The sequence below is a fragment of the Paenibacillus sp. NMA1017 genome (genome assembly GCF_058895805.1).
Genome location: NZ_JBZXYR010000003.1, coordinates 571,451 through 588,444, shown reverse-complemented (window position 1 = coordinate 588,444; position 16,994 = coordinate 571,451). Strand labels below are relative to the sequence as shown.

Annotated in this window: 18 protein-coding genes; all 18 read right to left on the bottom strand. The window is 46.2% G+C overall.

The window, feature by feature from the left end:
* Nucleotides 1-192 precede the first annotated feature (192 nt).
* Nucleotides 193-1,548, bottom strand: coding sequence for a UDP-N-acetylglucosamine 1-carboxyvinyltransferase (gene murA / locus AC5ELV_RS11605; RefSeq protein ID WP_013312320.1), 1,356 nt, complete (start codon nt 1,546-1,548; stop codon nt 193-195).
* 324 nt (nt 1,549-1,872) lie between these two features.
* The gene (locus AC5ELV_RS11600) at nt 1,873-2,124 is read right to left on the bottom strand and encodes a DUF1146 family protein (RefSeq protein WP_013312321.1); all 252 of its coding nucleotides are present in this window, start codon (nt 2,122-2,124) and stop codon (nt 1,873-1,875) included.
* Nucleotides 2,125-2,470: 346 nt separating this feature from the next.
* Nucleotides 2,471-2,884, bottom strand: a complete 414-nt coding sequence (locus AC5ELV_RS11595; protein ID WP_444956437.1) for a F0F1 ATP synthase subunit epsilon — start codon at nt 2,882-2,884, stop codon at nt 2,471-2,473.
* Between the two features lie 70 nt (nt 2,885-2,954).
* Entirely contained in the window at nt 2,955-4,355 is a 1,401-nt protein-coding gene (gene atpD / locus AC5ELV_RS11590) for a F0F1 ATP synthase subunit beta (protein WP_013312323.1), read from the bottom strand.
* 121 nt (nt 4,356-4,476) lie between these two features.
* Nucleotides 4,477-5,343 carry an ATP synthase F1 subunit gamma gene (atpG, locus tag AC5ELV_RS11585; RefSeq protein WP_039271553.1) on the bottom strand — a complete coding sequence of 289 codons (867 nt, stop codon included), beginning with the start codon at nt 5,341-5,343 and terminating at the stop codon, nt 4,477-4,479.
* A 214-nt stretch (nt 5,344-5,557) separates the two neighbouring features.
* Nucleotides 5,558-7,072, bottom strand: a complete 1,515-nt coding sequence (gene atpA, locus AC5ELV_RS11580; RefSeq protein ID WP_013312325.1) for a F0F1 ATP synthase subunit alpha — start codon at nt 7,070-7,072, stop codon at nt 5,558-5,560.
* Between the two features lie 19 nt (nt 7,073-7,091).
* The gene (locus AC5ELV_RS11575) at nt 7,092-7,637 is read right to left on the bottom strand and encodes a F0F1 ATP synthase subunit delta (protein WP_493430307.1); all 546 of its coding nucleotides are present in this window, start codon (nt 7,635-7,637) and stop codon (nt 7,092-7,094) included.
* Nucleotides 7,634-8,122, bottom strand: a complete 489-nt coding sequence (atpF, locus tag AC5ELV_RS11570) for a F0F1 ATP synthase subunit B (protein WP_493430306.1) — start codon at nt 8,120-8,122, stop codon at nt 7,634-7,636. The genes AC5ELV_RS11575 and atpF overlap by 4 nt, the downstream gene beginning before the upstream one ends.
* A 109-nt stretch (nt 8,123-8,231) precedes the next feature.
* A complete protein-coding gene (gene atpE / locus AC5ELV_RS11565) occupies nt 8,232-8,456 on the bottom strand; it encodes a F0F1 ATP synthase subunit C (RefSeq protein WP_007432750.1) in 225 nt (74 codons plus the stop codon).
* 104 nt (nt 8,457-8,560) lie between these two features.
* The gene (atpB, locus tag AC5ELV_RS11560; RefSeq protein WP_493430305.1) at nt 8,561-9,385 is read right to left on the bottom strand and encodes a F0F1 ATP synthase subunit A; all 825 of its coding nucleotides are present in this window, start codon (nt 9,383-9,385) and stop codon (nt 8,561-8,563) included.
* Between the two features lie 29 nt (nt 9,386-9,414).
* Nucleotides 9,415-9,795: an ATP synthase subunit I gene (locus AC5ELV_RS11555; protein ID WP_013312329.1), complete on the bottom strand. Its 381-nt coding sequence runs from the start codon at nt 9,793-9,795 to the stop codon at nt 9,415-9,417.
* Entirely contained in the window at nt 9,788-10,042 is a 255-nt protein-coding gene (locus tag AC5ELV_RS11550) for an AtpZ/AtpI family protein (RefSeq protein WP_025683780.1), read from the bottom strand. The genes AC5ELV_RS11555 and AC5ELV_RS11550 overlap by 8 nt, the downstream gene beginning before the upstream one ends.
* A 171-nt stretch (nt 10,043-10,213) precedes the next feature.
* Nucleotides 10,214-11,383 carry a non-hydrolyzing UDP-N-acetylglucosamine 2-epimerase gene (gene wecB / locus AC5ELV_RS11545; RefSeq protein WP_493430304.1) on the bottom strand — a complete coding sequence of 390 codons (1,170 nt, stop codon included), beginning with the start codon at nt 11,381-11,383 and terminating at the stop codon, nt 10,214-10,216.
* A gap of 109 nt (nt 11,384-11,492) precedes the next feature.
* Nucleotides 11,493-12,122 carry a uracil phosphoribosyltransferase gene (gene upp / locus AC5ELV_RS11540; RefSeq protein WP_013312332.1) on the bottom strand — a complete coding sequence of 210 codons (630 nt, stop codon included), beginning with the start codon at nt 12,120-12,122 and terminating at the stop codon, nt 11,493-11,495.
* Between the two features lie 354 nt (nt 12,123-12,476).
* Nucleotides 12,477-13,742 (bottom strand): ABC transporter substrate-binding protein, encoded by a 1,266-nt coding sequence (locus AC5ELV_RS11535; protein ID WP_493430303.1) that lies wholly within the window; start codon nt 13,740-13,742, stop codon nt 12,477-12,479.
* 15 nt (nt 13,743-13,757) lie between these two features.
* Nucleotides 13,758-14,594 (bottom strand): carbohydrate ABC transporter permease, encoded by an 837-nt coding sequence (locus AC5ELV_RS11530; protein ID WP_493430302.1) that lies wholly within the window; start codon nt 14,592-14,594, stop codon nt 13,758-13,760.
* The gene (locus AC5ELV_RS11525) at nt 14,594-15,475 is read right to left on the bottom strand and encodes a carbohydrate ABC transporter permease (protein ID WP_493430301.1); all 882 of its coding nucleotides are present in this window, start codon (nt 15,473-15,475) and stop codon (nt 14,594-14,596) included. The genes AC5ELV_RS11530 and AC5ELV_RS11525 overlap by 1 nt, the downstream gene beginning before the upstream one ends.
* A 176-nt stretch (nt 15,476-15,651) precedes the next feature.
* Nucleotides 15,652-16,902, bottom strand: a complete 1,251-nt coding sequence (glyA, locus tag AC5ELV_RS11520) for a serine hydroxymethyltransferase (RefSeq protein ID WP_493430300.1) — start codon at nt 16,900-16,902, stop codon at nt 15,652-15,654.
* Nucleotides 16,903-16,994: the final 92 nt, after the last annotated feature.

The following is a 16,994-nucleotide window of genomic DNA, read 5'->3' as shown; positions in this document are numbered from 1 at the left end:
CTGAAAGTATAGATATACTCCAGCAGATATTTTCAATCATATGAAGTCGTCCACTTTGATAGAACCGTTTTAAGAGAACTGAAAGAATGAAAAAAAGACTCTGCGAACAACAAAAAAACCAAGCCCTTTCGGACTTGGTTCTTCGTTGTTCAAGAATATACTTATGCAACATGAAGCGACATACGTTAAAGCTTATGCGAGGGAAGGCTGGATCTTCTTAAACAGATTCCCTGACGTCTCTTCTGGCATTACGCGCTCTGTACTGGGCGAATGATCCAGTTTAGACTCTTCCACGGTTACTCTGTAAATGTCCGCTCCCAATCCAGTCAGCTTCTCAGCCAAATGAACGTAACCACGATCGATGTGATGTACGCCGGATACCTCCGTTGTACCTTCCGCAATGAGTCCGGTCAGAATTAACGCAGCACCTGCACGCAAATCTGTAGAGGTTACTTTCGCACCTGTCAGCTTAGCATTACCCGTTACAATAGCGGAACGACCTTCGACCTTAATCTCCGCATTCATGAGATGAAATTCATCCACATGCATGAAACGATTTTCAAACACGGTTTCCGTAATAATGCTCGTTCCTTCAGCGGCAAGTTGAAGTGCCATCATCTGAGACTGCATATCGGTAGGAAAACCAGGATACGGCAACGTTTTAACATCAACGGCCTTTAACGGCTTATCTGCAATGACACGAATTCCATTCTCATCAGGTTGAATGGTTACACCCATTTCTTCCATCTTGGAAATAACCGGTCCCAAATGATCGGATATTGCGCCTTCTACATATACGTTCCCGCCTGTGATCGCAGCAGCAACCATATAAGTACCTGCTTCTACCCGGTCGGGAATGACCGTATGTTTAACACCATGCAGCTTCTCAACGCCTTCAATACGAATAACGCCCGTGCCCGCACCGCGTACTTTGGCACCCATTCCATTCAGGAAATTTGCGAGATCAACAATCTCAGGTTCCTTAGCAGCATTCTCGATGGTAGTTACGCCCTCAGCAAGAGTAGCGGCCATCATAATATTCTCGGTTGCTCCTACGCTGGCTACATCCAAATAAACTTTAGCTCCACGCAGACGCCCGTTACTTTTAGCTTCAATAAAACCTTGGCCCAGGCTAATCTCCGCGCCCAATGCCTCAAAACCCTTCAAATGCTGATCAATTGGTCGCGTTCCGATTGCGCATCCGCCTGGAAGCGAGATTCTTGTACGTCCCAAACGTGTAAGCAGCGGCCCCATAACCAAGAATGATGCGCGCATTTTCCTAACCCACTCGTAAGGGGCTTCACAGGAAATTATCTTCCGCGCGTCAACACGAATGACCTCATCTTGGTATGTAACGCCTGCTCCTAAGGACTCCAGCACTTTGTTAATGGTCATCACATCGTCTAGAGGAGGTGCATCAATAATAACACTTTCTCCTTCTTCTCCTAGCAGAGAAGCGGCGATGATCGGCAGAACTGAGTTTTTGGCTCCGCTGACTTTGACACTCCCGGTCAATCTGTTGCCACCGCGGACGATAAATTTGCTCATCTATGGTTCCCTCCGCGCGTCATTTCCCTTTTCCATTCTGGAAAAAAAGAACATATTCCGCTATTTTCATGCCTTGCTTTTTCATTACATAAAAAAACAAGATTTTACTAATACCCTAACTGCCATCATACCACTGATTAAAACAAGTATACAAGCGTTTTTTGTACTTTACGACCATTGTACTCTAACTGATTTAGCCAGCTATACATGTATGGTTCTTTTGTTTACCATTGTTAACAATATGACGCGATGTTATTCGACAATTCCCGCAGAGACACAGTCATAAAGGTCATATAACCCGCCTACTTCATGTTAAAACAAATTCTAGAGCATCTGGCTCCAAGAGATGTAACTCAACAGGAACCCTGAAACCAACTGTCCCAAAATAATAGCAAGAAACAAGTGCAGCAATCTGCCCTGCGGTCCTTTGGGTTGCCGGATTAACAAATCAAGCTTAAAGCTCTGTAAAGCCCACCAAGCTAACGCTATACAGATGAGCGACACGATCATGGAGATCAGCGCGGTCATACTCGCCGATTGACTTAGCTGTTCAGCCAATTGCTGTTTCCCGTTCATCCATATTTCCTCCCATCTGCGTCACAGACTTCTTTATAATACTCGGCGAACGCCTAATATGCCAGTGCTATTTCTGTTTTTAGGACATTTATTTCGACAAAATGTGATTAATCACTTCTGTTTCGTGAATTTAAAAGGTACTAAATACCTAGCAGCCGGACAAGAAATAGGACTGTACATTTGGTAATAACAGCTAAAAAAGGGCCCGATCACAGTGATCGAAGGAAGCAAGTTTCTCCCTCACCTTCTACCGAACATTCTTTGGCAGAAGTTATGAAGTGGTCTCCTTGTCGTTCCATCCGTATACTATGCCGAACCCTTTTAAAATTCCACTTGAAATCCAATATTAATTCTTATTGGTTCTGATGCTTGTAGCATTTAAACGGTTAAGCGCCCGTTGCAGAGCTACTTCCGCCCGATGATGATCTATCTGTTCCTGCTTGCTCTGGAGCCGCAGTTCTGCCCGCTCCCTTGCCGCACGGGCACGCTCCACATCAATTTCTTCGGAACGTTCCGCACTCTCAGCCAAAATGACCACTTTATCCTTGCGGACTTCAATAAAGCCCCCATTGACCGCGATCACCTCGGTTTGACCACCGATTTTAATGCGTATCGGTGCAATCTTCAAGGGAGTGACCAAGGGAAGGTGTCCGGGTAAAATCCCAAGATCGCCTTCCGAGCCGCGAACACTGATGCTGTTTACCTGTTCTGTATAGACCAGGCGCTCCGGCGTCACTATCTCTAGTAAATACGTGCTCACTTGAATCCCTCCTGGAAGCTGTCCGCAGACAGCTCACTTCGTAAGGCTCGGCTATTCTCTGCCTGTATGTTTACAACGTTTTAGCTTTTTCAACTGCTTCTTCGATGGCTCCTACAAAAAGGAAGGCCGCTTCTGGAAGATGGTCATACTTGCCTTCCAAAATCTCTTTGAAGCTTCGTACAGTTTCTTTAACCGGCACATATTTACCTGGGAAGCCGTTAAATGCTTCGGCAACGTGGAAAGGTTGAGAAAGGAAACGCTGGATTTTACGTGCACGTGCAACCAGCATTTTATCTTCTTCACTCAGCTCGTCCATACCCAAGATCGCAATGATATCCTGAAGCTCATTGTAACGGGCCAAAATTTGTTTTACCCCTTGCGCTACATTGTAATGCTCTTCGCCCACAACGTCTGGAGCCAAAATACGGGAGCTTGATGCGAGTGGATCAACCGCTGGGTAAATACCCATTTCGGAAATTTTACGTTCCAGATTCGTTGTAGCATCCAAATGGGCAAACGTCGTTGCAGGAGCCGGGTCAGTGTAGTCATCCGCAGGCACATAAATCGCCTGAATGGAAGTAACAGAACCTTTTTTAGTAGAGGTAATCCGTTCTTGCAATTGACCCATCTCAGTAGCCAGCGTAGGCTGGTAACCTACTGCTGAAGGCATACGTCCCAACAGGGCAGAAACCTCAGAACCTGCTTGGGTAAAGCGGAAAATGTTATCAATAAAGAGCAGCACGTCACGGCCTTCTTGGTCACGGAAATATTCCGCCATCGTCAGACCTGTGAGAGCTACACGCAAACGTGCACCCGGAGGTTCGTTCATTTGTCCGAACACCATCGCTGTTTTGTTGATAACGCCGGAATCTCTCATTTCATGGTACAAGTCATTTCCTTCACGTGTGCGTTCACCTACACCCGCAAATACAGAAATACCACCATGCTCCTGAGCGATATTGTTAATCAATTCTTGAATGGTTACGGTTTTACCTACACCAGCACCACCAAACAATCCGACTTTACCACCCTTGGCATAAGGAGCCAGCAAGTCGATAACTTTAATACCGGTTTCGAGCATCTCTGCTTGAGTTGTCAGCTCATCGAAAGAAGGAGCTTGACGGTGAATCGGATTTCTAGCCGTTTCACTCATATCAGCACCATTATCAATTGGCGTTCCAAGTACGTTAAATACGCGTCCAAGAGTAGCTTCGCCGACAGGTACTGAAATAGGTGCTCCCAGATCTATGGCTTCAGCTCCACGAACCAGACCATCTGTGGAAGACATGGCAATACAACGCACACGGTTGTCACCTAGATGTTTTGAAGCTTCGAGCGTCAGATCAATTTTGACTCCGCTCTCCAGCACAGTCCCAATATGAATGGCATTCAGAATTTCCGGAAGCTGTCCACGTTCGAACTCAACGTCGACAACCGGACCCATGATGCTCACTACGCGTCCTTTGTTCATCTTTTGGTTTCCCTCCTACAAGCTTGCACAGCTGCAAATCCGAACCACTCTGATTTGTTTTGCGCCCGCAATTTATCATAATAGTGTAGACCCTGCTATAAAACAGTCGCAACAAGCCTAATTAAGACTGAGCGCTTGCCCCTGCAACGATTTCCGTAATTTCCTGGGTAATAGCCGCTTGACGAGCACGGTTATAGGTCAAGGAAAGCTCACCAATTAACTTGGAAGCATTCTTCGTAGCAGATCCCATTGCCGTCATCTTCGCTCCCAGTTCACTAGCTTTACCATCCAGCAAAGCGCCGTAAATGAGCGTTTCCGCGTAACGCGGCAGCAATACTTCCAGCACTCCTTCTGGTGAAGGCTCATACTCATAGTTAATTGAGGATGAAGCTGTAGCTGAATCCGGTGTCGCCATTGGTAACAGACGGTCAACTGTTGGAATTTGAGTCAATGCGTTGACAAAGCGGTTATAGCATAGATAAAGCTCATCAAATTCTTTAAGTTCAAAGCCTTGTACAGCCTTGCTTGCAATCGTTTTGATATCTGCAAAAGCAGGTGTATCCGACAGATCTGTTACCGATTCAGCGATAGGGAATTCACGACGTCTGAAATAATCCCGTCCTTTTCGCCCAATGATGAAAATCACAAATTCATCCTGTGAACGGTGACGTTCAGCAATCGTCTGCGTAACCTGTCGCAAAATATTGGCGTTATAACCACCAGCCAGACCACGATCAGATGTAATGATGAGATAAGCAGTCTTTTTAACCGGACGCGTTTCCAGCATTGGATGCTTGATGTTATTCGCTCCAGAAGCAATGCTACTCACAACTTCCTTAAGCTTTTCCGAGTAAGGACGAGCCGACTCCGCTTTCTCCTGAGCTTTTCTCAGCTTGGATGCAGCGACCATTTCCATCGCTTTCGTGATCTGCTTCGTACTCTGCACACTTTTAATCTGACGTTTAATCTCGCGCATACCTTTTGCCATGATTTCACCACCTTTAAGCTCTAGCAAAGCCAAAGCTAACTTCGTAAGCAATCCCTTAGCTTGGACCAAATCCAAGCACGTCGTAAGATTCAAATCCAGCCGGACATATGTTAAAAGGCCTGTTATTGAGGATAAAACATGCCAAGGAAGCCAAAACCCGGAGGGCACGCTTCCTTAGGACATCTTTCATCATAAACAGGTAAATTCCAATATATTAAACCGACGTGGCAAATGATTTTTTGAATTTCTCGATAGCCGCCTTCAAAGCCGCTTCGTTATCAGCAACCAAGTCTTTCGTGTCGCGGATAGATTGAAGCACGTCCTGATGGTCAGACACCATGAAAGACAGGAAGTCTTTTTCAAAACGTTTTACATCCGCTACAGGGATATCATCAAGGAAGCCTTTTACAGCAGTATACAAGCTCACTACTTGTTGCTCTACAGCAAGCGGTTGGTTAACACCCTGTTTCAGAATTTCCATCATGCGTGCGCCGCGATCCAGACGGGCTTTTGTGGATTTATCCAAGTCGGACCCGAATTGGGAGAACGCTTGAAGCTCACGATATTGAGCAAGATCCAGACGCAGGGAACCTGCTACCTTTTTCATCGCTTTAATCTGAGCTGAACCACCTACACGAGATACGGAAATACCTACGTTGATCGCCGGACGTTGCCCTGCATAGAACAAGTCAGCTTCCAGGAAGATCTGTCCATCCGTGATGGAAATAACGTTAGTTGGAATATATGCAGAAACGTCGGAAGCCTGTGTCTCGATGAACGGCAATGCGGTAAGTGATCCGCCGCCCAACTCATCATTCAGCTTCGCTGCACGTTCCAGCAAGCGAGAGTGAAGATAGAAAACGTCACCCGGATATGCTTCACGACCCGGTGGACGACGTAGCAAGAGGGACAGTTCCCGGTAAGCTGACGCTTGTTTAGTCAAGTCATCATAAACAACAAGGACATGCTCGCCTTTGTACATGAAATACTCACCCATGGCGCAGCCAGAGTAAGGAGCAATGTACAGCAATGGTGATGGTTCGGAAGCAGATGCCGTAACGACAATCGTGTATTCCAGCGCACCGTGACGACGCAATGTTTCAACAACTTGAGCTACCGTGGATTGTTTTTGACCAATAGCGACATAAATACATTTCATGCCGTTACCTTTTTGGTTCAAAATTGCATCGATTGCGATAGATGTTTTACCTGTTTGACGGTCACCGATGATCAACTCACGTTGACCACGACCAATCGGAACCATCGCATCAATAGCTTTAATCCCCGTCTGCATAGGCTCATGTACCGATTTACGGGCCATAACGCCTGGAGCCTGACTTTCAACCGGACGGAATTCTGTTGTAGCAATCGGTCCTTTACCGTCTACTGGTTGTCCCAGTGGATTAACTACACGTCCGATCAATGCTTCCCCTACAGGGACCTGCATGATTTGACCTGTACGTTTTACTTGACCGCCTTCACGAATGTCGGAGAATTGACCCAAAATAACAACACCGACATTGCTTTCTTCCACGTTGAGCGCCAAGCCCAATACGCCAGTGTCGAATTCAACCAATTCACCGGCCATAACTTTTTCCAGTCCGTAGACGCGGGCAATACCGTCGCCGACTTCAACAACAGTGCCGACTTCAACGACCTCGATATCATTTTTATATTGTTCAATCTGACTTTTAATCAATGAACTGATTTCCTCAGGTTTGATACTCAAGTGTGTTCACCCCTATCTTCTATACTCGTCTGTTAAAGGATTTCTCGAGACGATCCAGCTTGCCGGCCAGACTGCCGTCGTACAGTGTATCGCCGATAACCACTTTCAATCCGCCCAGCAGACTCGGGTCCACTATATTTTCCACACGGATTGTTTTATGTTCACGGGCTCCGAATTGCTCGGCTACCGCTGTTTTTTCCTGATCACTTAAAGCATAAGTCGAATACACCTTTGCATGAGCAATCCCCAGCTTGTATTCCTGAATATCAAGGTATCCGGCAAGGAGAGATTCGAACAAATCTGCTCTACTACGCTGAATCAACAGCTTGATCGTGTTAATTAGCGAGGCAGATAACTTGCCTTCAAAACTGTTAGCCAGAACTTGAAGCTTGACCGCTTCCGTAATGTTAGGAGAATTAATGAATTTACGGATTTCAGCATCCCCCGATACAGCCTCTACAAAAGCACGCAGCTCCTGCTCGGTTTCCATAATGGTCTGTTCCTGCTCTGCCACTTCAAACAAAGCTTTCGCATACCGTTTGGCTACTACCGTATCCCGGCTCATGCTTTGCCTCCTACCTCTTTAAGGTATTGGTCGACAAGCTCTCCCTGGACTTGGTCTTCCTTGATTTCCTTTTGAATCAGTTTGGAAGCAATTTGTACCGAAGCTTTACCCACTTCGCTGCGCAGTTCGGCAACCGCCTTATTACGCTCGCTTGTGATTTCACGAACAGCTTCGTCTTTCAGGCGGACAGCTTCGTCTTTAGCCTGAACAATAATTTGCTCCGCTTGTTTGTTACCTGTTTGTTTTGACTGCTCAATAATGTCGTACGCTTCCTTACGTGCCTGCTGAAGAGCCTGCTTTTGCTCCTCAACATAAGAAGCAGCCTGTTCACGCGTCTGTGCCGCTTCATTCATTTGCTGTAATACAAGCTGACGGCGCTTCTCCATAACGGAAAAGAGAGGGCCGAATGCATAACGCGTCAGTAACCAGTACAAGATCAAAAATGCAATGATTGTGAAAACGATACTTGTCCAATTTAAACTCAATTGAAGTCACTCCTTTCCGGTGAACGTCGGTTCTGGATCTTTCATGTTCAAACGAACAAAGAAGGCGCGGATGGCTGTGCCTTCCCCGCCAAACCTTGCTTCCATTCAATTAAGCACCTGCGTAGAAAATGAATGCCAGAACGACCCCGATGATTGGCAGGGCTTCGACCAGACCTACACCGATAAACATTACCGTTTGCAACGTTGCTTTTGCTTCAGGCTGACGAGCGATACCTTCAACTGTTTTACTTACGATCAGACCGTTACCAATACCTGCGCCCAAAGCGCCCAAACCTACTGCGATTGCAGCTGCGATATATGCCCAAACTCCCATTTTAAAAATCCTCCTTAGTGATGTGTATTTGTATTGTACATGTATTTGCAGTTAAGAGCGAAGCGTACTCCTGAACTTAACTAAAAACCGGAAAACAAGCTTGTCTAATGCTCTTCTTCATGCGTGTCAATGGACTGCGAAATGTATACAAACGTCAGAATCGTGAAGACGAACGCTTGAATACTGCCGACAAAAATACTGAATCCTTGCCAAACAACGAGTCCCAATACGGAAGCAATCCAGCCTCCTACACCAAGTGCTGTCAATTTCAGCAGAACACTGATCAAAACTTCGCCGGCAAAAATATTACCGAATAGACGCATACCATGTGTCAACAGTTTTGAGAACTGCTCAATCAAGTTAATTGGCAAAAAGAATGGAAATGGCTGAACGTAATGCTTGAAGTAAGCTTTAGTATTACGGAAGATCCCCAGGAAATGAACCAGGACAAAGATCATCAAAGCGAGTCCAATAGATACCCCTGCATCTGCAGTAGGTGATTTCCACCAGCTGATGCCTACATGGGCAGCTTCGCCCGGGTGAGACGCCTGTGCTTGTTCTAACGCTTCTTTGACTGGAATGATTTCATGTCCAAATACTTGGGCACTTTGCGCATTATCAAATTCGGTCACAATCCCGAATGGTAAGCCCAGCATATTACCCACGAAGATGAACATGATCAGCGTCATCCCCAAAGAGAGGAATGGCTTCCCTTTTTTCAAATCCATCGTGCTGGTAATCAGTCCTTGAACGAATTCTACGACCCATTCCATAAAATTTTGCAGCTTGCTTGGATTGTCCACAGACAAATTGCGCGTTGCAGCAAATGCCAGTCCAAATACAATCGCGCAGGTCACAACCAGCATAATAATGACGGACAAGTCAATGTTAAACCCGCCCAATTGGATAATCGGTGATTCATGCAACATGTTTTCTCACCCCTTTCTCAGTTGAGCCATCATTTTTCCTGAAGCGCGAATATGATGCCTATAATTAACAGAAGAAATTGCCCAGTCACCAGGCTTGCCATTACAGCGATCTCATGGAAATAGGCCGGAAATTCTATTGCCAGCACCACTGCCAAAATTGAGGTCCCTAATCGAACGCCAAAGCCAATACCAAACACTCTCTTCTTTCTTTCACCGGCGGCCGCACTCGCAACCTGTCGAATTTTGTAGGCCATATACAGCACATTTAGACAGCTTACTCCCGTTCCCAGAATGATTCCGTGAGCAATGTCACGATGTTGGGGCATGAAGGCGGAGACCAGGAAACACAGAGCCATAATACCAAGCGCTACGATCCATAACATTTTTTGCATACGGGTCATCTCATTCATGGTTATCCCTCAATACCTTTCCGATCACAAGGGCAATACTTAATGCGCCTACAACCAAGCCTGCGAGAACGCTTACGCCAATCCAAATTCCGGAGCCACCAAGCTTGGCATCAAGCCATTTTCCTGCATAGAAACCACCCAGTGTGCATACAGCCAAATCAATGCCGATAGCGCTCACCAGTCCTATAGCCTTAAAGGCATTTCCGGTGTTATTTCGGTTGTTGTTTTGCTTGGAAGGTTTGACCACTTTTCCATGTCACCCCTGCAATTCCAGTCCATTTTACTTAAATATAAGATACTTTGTCAATTGAGATATTTTAGTGCCCTAAAGTATAAAATCAGTCGACAAAGCATCTTAAAATGCTGTATCCCTTGGTAACCGTACAGTTTAACTGTATGCTTGCCTTGTAAAGAATAATTATATCGGACGAACACCTTTTGTGAACATTGTGTGAAATTCTTCTGGACGTTCGGATTGCACACCATAATGGTGCAAAATCGCATTGACAATTCTTACTGATGCTTGTCCATCGCCGTAAGGGTTCGCTGCCTGACTCATAGAATCGTACAATGCTGAGTCTGTCAAAAGTGCCTTGGTCCGATTGTACACGTTCTCTTCGCTCGTACCCACCAGTTCCAAGGTGCCCGCTTCAATTCCTTCCGGTCTTTCAGTCGTATCACGCAGCACCAGAACAGGTACTCCGAACGAAGGCGCTTCTTCCTGAAGCCCACCGGAATCCGTAAGGATCAGATGTGTATGTGGATAAAAATTGTGAAGATCCACGACATCCAGCGGATCAATCAGCTTAATACGCGGATGGTTGCCTAAAATCTCAAATGCAGGTTCCTTCACAGCCGGACTCGGATGAACCGGATAAACAATAGCGATATCCTCAAACTCATCTGCAATTCGCTTAACTGCATTAAAAATTTGACGATGCGGTTCCCCTTGGGATTCCCGGCGATGTGCTGTCATAAGAATCAGGCGTTTGCCCTGAGCCCAGTCCAGTACAGGGTGCTCGTAATCCTGGCGAACCGTATACTGAAATACGTCAGTCACTGTATTGCCTGTAACATATATTCGCGATTCAGGCTTATTTTCCTTCCGCAAATTTCCAGCCGATAAAGAAGTAGGCGAGAAATGCAGATCAGACAGTACGCCTGTAAGCTGACGGTTCATTTCTTCAGGATATGGAGAAAGCTTGTTCCACGTCCGCAAACCCGCTTCCACATGCCCTACTTCAATCTGCTGCATAAAGGCTGCATAGCTGGCGAGGAAAGTGGTCAGCGTATCGCCATGAACCAACACGATATCGGGCTTGGCCTCACGCAATACAGGTTCCAGACCTTGAAGTACCCGCATGGATATTTCATTTAGTGTCTGGCGATCCTTCATTACGTCCAGATCATAGTCAGGGTGAATATTGAAAACTTCCAGAACCTGATCAAGCATCTGGCGATGTTGAGCCGTAACGCATACCACGGACTCGATATGCTCCGGGTGACGCTGCAGCTCCAAAATAAGAGGAGCCATCTTAATCGCTTCCGGACGCACACCAAAAATTGTCATCACTTTGATTTTGGACATTTTCTGTTGAACCCCTTTTCATAATAAATGTCCGCTTCACAGATCTTCCTTATTCAGAAAAACGACCTGTCATAACGTCCATAGATTTTGCCGAACCGCCAAAGGCAGTCTACTTGGTTCCGTACAAGCGGTCTCCCGCGTCACCAAGACCTGGAATGATGTATCCATGATCATCCAGACGCTCGTCCAGTGCAGCGACGTAGATGTCTACATCAGGATGCGCATCCTGCACAGCTTTGACTCCTTCAGGAGCAGCAATCAGATTCATCATTTTAATTTGAGTGCAGCCTCTCTTTTTCAACACATCAATCGCCGCAATTGCCGAGCCACCCGTTGCAAGCATCGGATCAATCACGATCAATTCACGCTCAGTTACATCTGTAGGCAGCTTCGTATAGTATTCTACGGGTTGCAGCGTCTCAGGATCGCGGAACAGTCCCACATGGCCTACCTTTGCTGCAGGCAGCAGCTTTACTACGCCATCCAACATACCCAAGCCTGCACGCAGAATCGGAATAAGACCCAGCATACGTCCTGAAATCACTTTACCTTCTGTCTCAGCAACCGGTGTCTGCACCGTAATGCTTTCCAGCGGGATATCCCGTGTAATTTCATAGGCCATCAATGTTGCTACTTCATCCACCAGCTCGCGGAAATCCTTGGTGTTGGTCCGCACATCGCGGATAAATGTAAGTTTGTGTTGGATCAAAGGGTGATCGCAAACCACCAGTTTCGCCATAATATATTCCCTCCGGTATTATCGTCACGTTCTTTCGCGCCAGCATATTGAACTATCCTGAGTCGAAAGGATCTATGTAACCTATTTGTACAAACCAAATAAGCACAGATGCAATGCGTGCCTGTAAATCCTGTTTATTATAACATTCCCTTGATTGATTTAACACCTGCCACCACAACCTTTTGTCAAGGGAAAGATATGACATGTAAAATACTTAATAGGACCGCTTTACGTGTGACTTTCGTCACATAAAACCAAATTAAAAGGCTCTGACGGCACTTGACCATCAAAGCCTGCCGGCTTTAAACTTCCTGCCCGAGCATAGCCTTTGCTTCCTCATGCAGCGGTATTCTTTTATCTATACTTCAAATTGTCCCATGCCCCCTGAAATTGCTGAAGCATTTCGTCCTTCGTGATAACCCCCGCAATATAGGCTTGCATACTACTGCTTAAATCCTGATTCAGTCCCTTCGGGAAGCGTTGGAAGTTCCAGCTCCATATCTTGCCTTCCCTCACATGCCGAGATATTTCTGCACCTAGATCACCTGTCGTCTCGTCACTAGACGTGATACTTTTGAAGGCGGGGACAAACTTAAATTCCTTGGTGATATATTGCTTGCCTGTTTCTGATGTGACCAACCAATTGAGGAATTCTTTGGCCTCCTGCTTCACAGGCGAATTTTTATTGACTACCCAGTTCGAGGCCACTCCCACAGCCAGTTTGTCTCCAGTGGAAGAATCATTGTCTATGGGCGTAGGAAGAATACCCAAATTCAAGTTAGGATTAATTCCATCCATTTGCGGCTGCGTCCAGTTCCCCTGGTGCATCATAGCAGCCTTACCTGTCGAAAACAGTGTCACTTGTGTATTGTAGTCCGTCGTGAGCGGATTGCGGTTCCCATATTTTAAAGTCAGGTCAAGCAACTTCACCCACTGATCGAACACGGGGTTACCGGGGATGCGAGCCGTTCCTTTGTTTAAATCCTCAATATAACTTTCCGGGTTCGGCTGCCTGGCAAATGGGATATTGATAAAATGGTTCCCCAGAACCCACCATTCCGCATACCCGTTAGCAAAAGGTATAATCCCTGCCGCTTTCAGTCGCTTGGCAGCCTCCTCCAGTTCATCTATCGTCTGAGGCAGTTTGGTTATGCCCGCTTTTTTGAACAAATCTTTGTTATAAACAAATCCAAATCCTTCCAGGTTCATAGGCTGTCCATAAATCTTACCGTTAACCGTCATCGGCTTACGAGCGAAATCGTCCAGATCCTTCACCCATGGCTGATCCGACAAATCCTCCAAGTACTCCAACCACGTATCGCGGTCCTGGTAGCCCTCATTTGTAAAAATGTCTGGCTGATCGCCTGATGCGAATTTAGCCTTCAATGAAGCACCGTAGTCCGTACCCCCACCGACAGATTGGATATCCAGCTTGATGCCAGGGTGCGTTTTTTCATATTCTGCCTTCAGCTTATTTAGCGGTTCCGAAATCTCTACTTTGAATTGATAAATGTGTATTGTTTTCGTCTCACTCTGTTGAGCCTTCGTATTTCCACAACCTGCAAGTGTACATACGAGCAGTACCATCAAGGAGATGACAAGTAACGCTGTTTTTTTCATCTGTTCTCCCTCCCTTCAGCCTTTGACCGCACCGGCTGCAATGCCAGAAACGATGTATTTTTGCATCACCAGAAAAAACACAACAATTGGTGTGATCCCCAACACCAGTGCTGGCAGCGCCAAGTCCCATTGCTTGGTGTACTGACCAAACAACATATAGGTTGCAATCGGAATGGTACGCAGCTCAGGATCATTCAAAATGAGTGAAGGCAACAGATAGTCATTCCAGATCCATAAGGTATTCAAAATAAGTACGGTTACGAACATAGGCAGCAGCAGTGGACAAACGACGCGAAAGAACACCCCGTACCGGGAGGAACCGTCCACCCTTGCCGCCTGCTCGATCTCAATAGGTACCGTTTTAATAAAGCCATGAAAAAGAAAAACGGATAAAGGCGCTCCAAAACCCAGATAACATAAGATCAGTCCCGTTATACTGTTGTTCAAGCTCAATACGTTGGACACTTCCATAAGCGGCAACATAATCGATTGAAAGGGAACTACCATCGCAGCCACAAGCAAACCGAATAGGAACCGATTAAAAAGAGTGTCATGCCGAACCATCTGGTAAGCGGCCATCGAGCTGATTAGCAGCAAAAGCGCATTACTGACGATCGTGACAATCAGTGAATTCCCCAGTGCTGTGGGAAAGTTTATTTTATTCCAGGCGTTAGCATAATTTTCAAAACGGAAGGTTGTCGGCCACGAAGCGGAATGGGCCAAAATGTCGCCAAAGGATTTAACGGAGTTTACGAGCAAAAAATAGAACGGAACCAGAAAGATCAATCCGATCACAATAAGCAATATTTCAGCAGCCCATGTGCCCAAACGATAGTTTGACGTTTTTCCCATTACATTTCGACCTCCTTTTTCTTCGTGAGACGCACCTGAATGCTGGTAATGATCGCAACGACCACAAAGAAAATCATAGCTTTAGCAGTCCCCAATCCAAGTCGATTATTTGTAAACGCTTCATTATATATGTCCAACGCTACAGACTCTGTCGACTTGAAAGGTCCTCCCTTGGTGAGAGCCAAATTCAATTCAAATACTTTAAAGGACCAGGATATCGCCAGGAACAAGCAGACGGTCACCGCTGGCATAATAAGCGGCACTACAATATGACGCAAAATCTGTCTTCGGCTCCCGCCGTCGATTTGAGCCGATTCAATCAGGGCATGCGGGACATTATTTAACGAGGATATGTAAATAACCATGAGATAACCTGCATATTGCCATACAAACACAATGACCGTTCCCCAAAAAGCAGTTGGCCCATCACCCAGCCACGGCAGTTTAAAAAAGGAAAGCCCCGTCGCCTCCCCTACCGCAGAAAAGCCGCGTACAAATATAAATTGCCAGATGAAGCCGAGCAGCAAGCCGCCAATCATATTGGGCATAAAAAATACAGTTCGCAGTGCATTACGGGTACGCAACGGTTTGGTAAGTGCATAGGCTAGGAAAAAGCCAATCAGGTTCGTCAGAATGACACCACATACGGTAAACCGAACCGTAAACCAGAATGCATTACGGAAATCTGGATCATCCCTAAAAATATGAACGTAATTCCCTAGTCCGAGCCATCGGATATTTTCAGATACTCCATCCCAGTTCGTCATGGAATAATACAGCCCCAGCAGGAACGGAATGACCATAATCAAGACGAAAAACAACGCCATCGGTCCCACGAATACGAGCTGCTGCAATAATTGCGCGGATTTTCTTTGACTCAATGCAAATCACTCCTTTGTCGTAGATATGAAGGAAGCGCGCACGCATAAACCCTTACTGTAATCGCTTATTACCCAAAAATGTAAGTTTCGAGTCGTTCGGAAGCAAAAAAAGGCTGTTTTCCTCCGGTTTACGAAGGAAAACAGCCTATACCATAAAGATTATGAATGTGGATGAATTAGTATTGAGTTCCTGGATAGATCGGGAACTTGTCTGTCAACTCGCCAACCGCTTGGCTTGCTTTGGACAATACAGTATCATCTTTCGGGTTTTTAAGGGTTTCAGCAATGATTTTACCGATTTTGACCATAGCCTCTTCATCCATCCCACGAGATGTTGCAGCAGGTGTACCAATACGAATCCCGCTGGTTACGAATGGACTGGTCGGGTCAAAAGGAATCGCATTCTTATTGACTGTGATGCCCACGGAATCCAATACATGCTCCGCTTCTTTACCTGTGATATTCAAATTGCGCGTATCCAACAGCATCAGATGGTTATCCGTACCACCGGATACAATGTTAATCCCTTCAGCCAACAGTGTTTCAGCCAGCACCTGTGCGTTGCGAACTACGTTTTGCGCATAGGTCTTGAACGATGGCTGGAGCGCTTCACCCAAAGCAACCGCTTTGGACGCGATCACATGCATCAGTGGCCCCCCTTGAGTACCAGGGAAAATAGCTTTATCAATCGCTTGCGCCCATGCTTTGCGAGTCAGAATCAGACCCCCACGCGGACCACGTAGCGTTTTGTGTGTCGTTGTTGTTACAAATTGGGCATGCGGAACTGGACTTGGGTGAATTCCCGCTGCCACAAGACCTGCGATATGTGCCATATCCACCATAAACAGAGCACCTACATCATTGGCAATGGAAGCAAAAGCTTCAAAATCAATAGTACGCGGATATGCACTCGCGCCAGCTACAATCAGACGAGGACGATGCTTGAAAGCTGCCTTGCGCACTTCATCGTAGTCGATACGGAAGTTGTCTTCGCGTACACCGTAAGCAGCAAAGTTATACAACAAGCCGGAAGCGTTAACCGGACTTCCGTGTGTTAAATGGCCACCATGCGCCAGATTCATACCCAGTACAGTATCTCCAGGTTTGAGAGCTGCCAGATACACCGCCATGTTTGCTTGCGCTCCAGAGTGAGGCTGCACGTTAGCATGCTCAGCGCCGAACAGTTCTTTTGCGCGGTCACGTGCGATGTCTTCAACGATATCTACATGCTCACAGCCACCATAGTAGCGTTTGCTCGGATAACCTTCAGCATATTTATTCGTCAGCACGGAGCCCATGGCTTCCATTACTGCTTCACTGACAATGTTCTCGGATGCGATTAGCTCGATATTGTGGCGTTGTCGTTTCAGTTCAAGTCCCATTGCTTCCATTACTGCTGGGTCACTTTTACGCAGGTGTTCCATCATGATTGATTACTCCCTCTCCATAGTCAATTGTTGGGTATACAAGCAAACGCCTGCTCCTTTGTTGGGTATCTCATCATCATTGCAAAAAAAGA

Coding starts and splice junctions, on each gene's coding strand:
- AC5ELV_RS11530 (WP_493430302.1), bottom strand. CDS start 14,594: ATGGGAAAAACGTCAAACTATCGTTTGGGCACATGGGCTGCTGAAATA.
- AC5ELV_RS11575 (WP_493430307.1), bottom strand. CDS start 7,637: ATGAGCCGGGATACGGTAGTAGCCAAACGGTATGCGAAAGCTTTGTTT.
- atpE (WP_007432750.1), bottom strand. CDS start 8,456: ATGGGAGTTTGGGCATATATCGCAGCTGCAATCGCAGTAGGTTTGGGC.
- upp (WP_013312332.1), bottom strand. CDS start 12,122: ATGGCGAAACTGGTGGTTTGCGATCACCCTTTGATCCAACACAAACTT.
- atpG (WP_039271553.1), bottom strand. CDS start 5,343: ATGGCAAAAGGTATGCGCGAGATTAAACGTCAGATTAAAAGTGTGCAG.
- atpD (WP_013312323.1), bottom strand. CDS start 4,355: ATGAACAAAGGACGCGTAGTGAGCATCATGGGTCCGGTTGTCGACGTT.
- murA (WP_013312320.1), bottom strand. CDS start 1,548: ATGAGCAAATTTATCGTCCGCGGTGGCAACAGATTGACCGGGAGTGTC.
- AC5ELV_RS11600 (WP_013312321.1), bottom strand. CDS start 2,124: ATGAACGGGAAACAGCAATTGGCTGAACAGCTAAGTCAATCGGCGAGT.
- glyA (WP_493430300.1), bottom strand. CDS start 16,902: ATGATGGAACACCTGCGTAAAAGTGACCCAGCAGTAATGGAAGCAATG.
- atpB (WP_493430305.1), bottom strand. CDS start 9,385: ATGTTGCATGAATCACCGATTATCCAATTGGGCGGGTTTAACATTGAC.
- AC5ELV_RS11555 (WP_013312329.1), bottom strand. CDS start 9,795: ATGAATGAGATGACCCGTATGCAAAAAATGTTATGGATCGTAGCGCTT.
- AC5ELV_RS11535 (WP_493430303.1), bottom strand. CDS start 13,742: ATGAAAAAAACAGCGTTACTTGTCATCTCCTTGATGGTACTGCTCGTA.
- wecB (WP_493430304.1), bottom strand. CDS start 11,383: ATGTCCAAAATCAAAGTGATGACAATTTTTGGTGTGCGTCCGGAAGCG.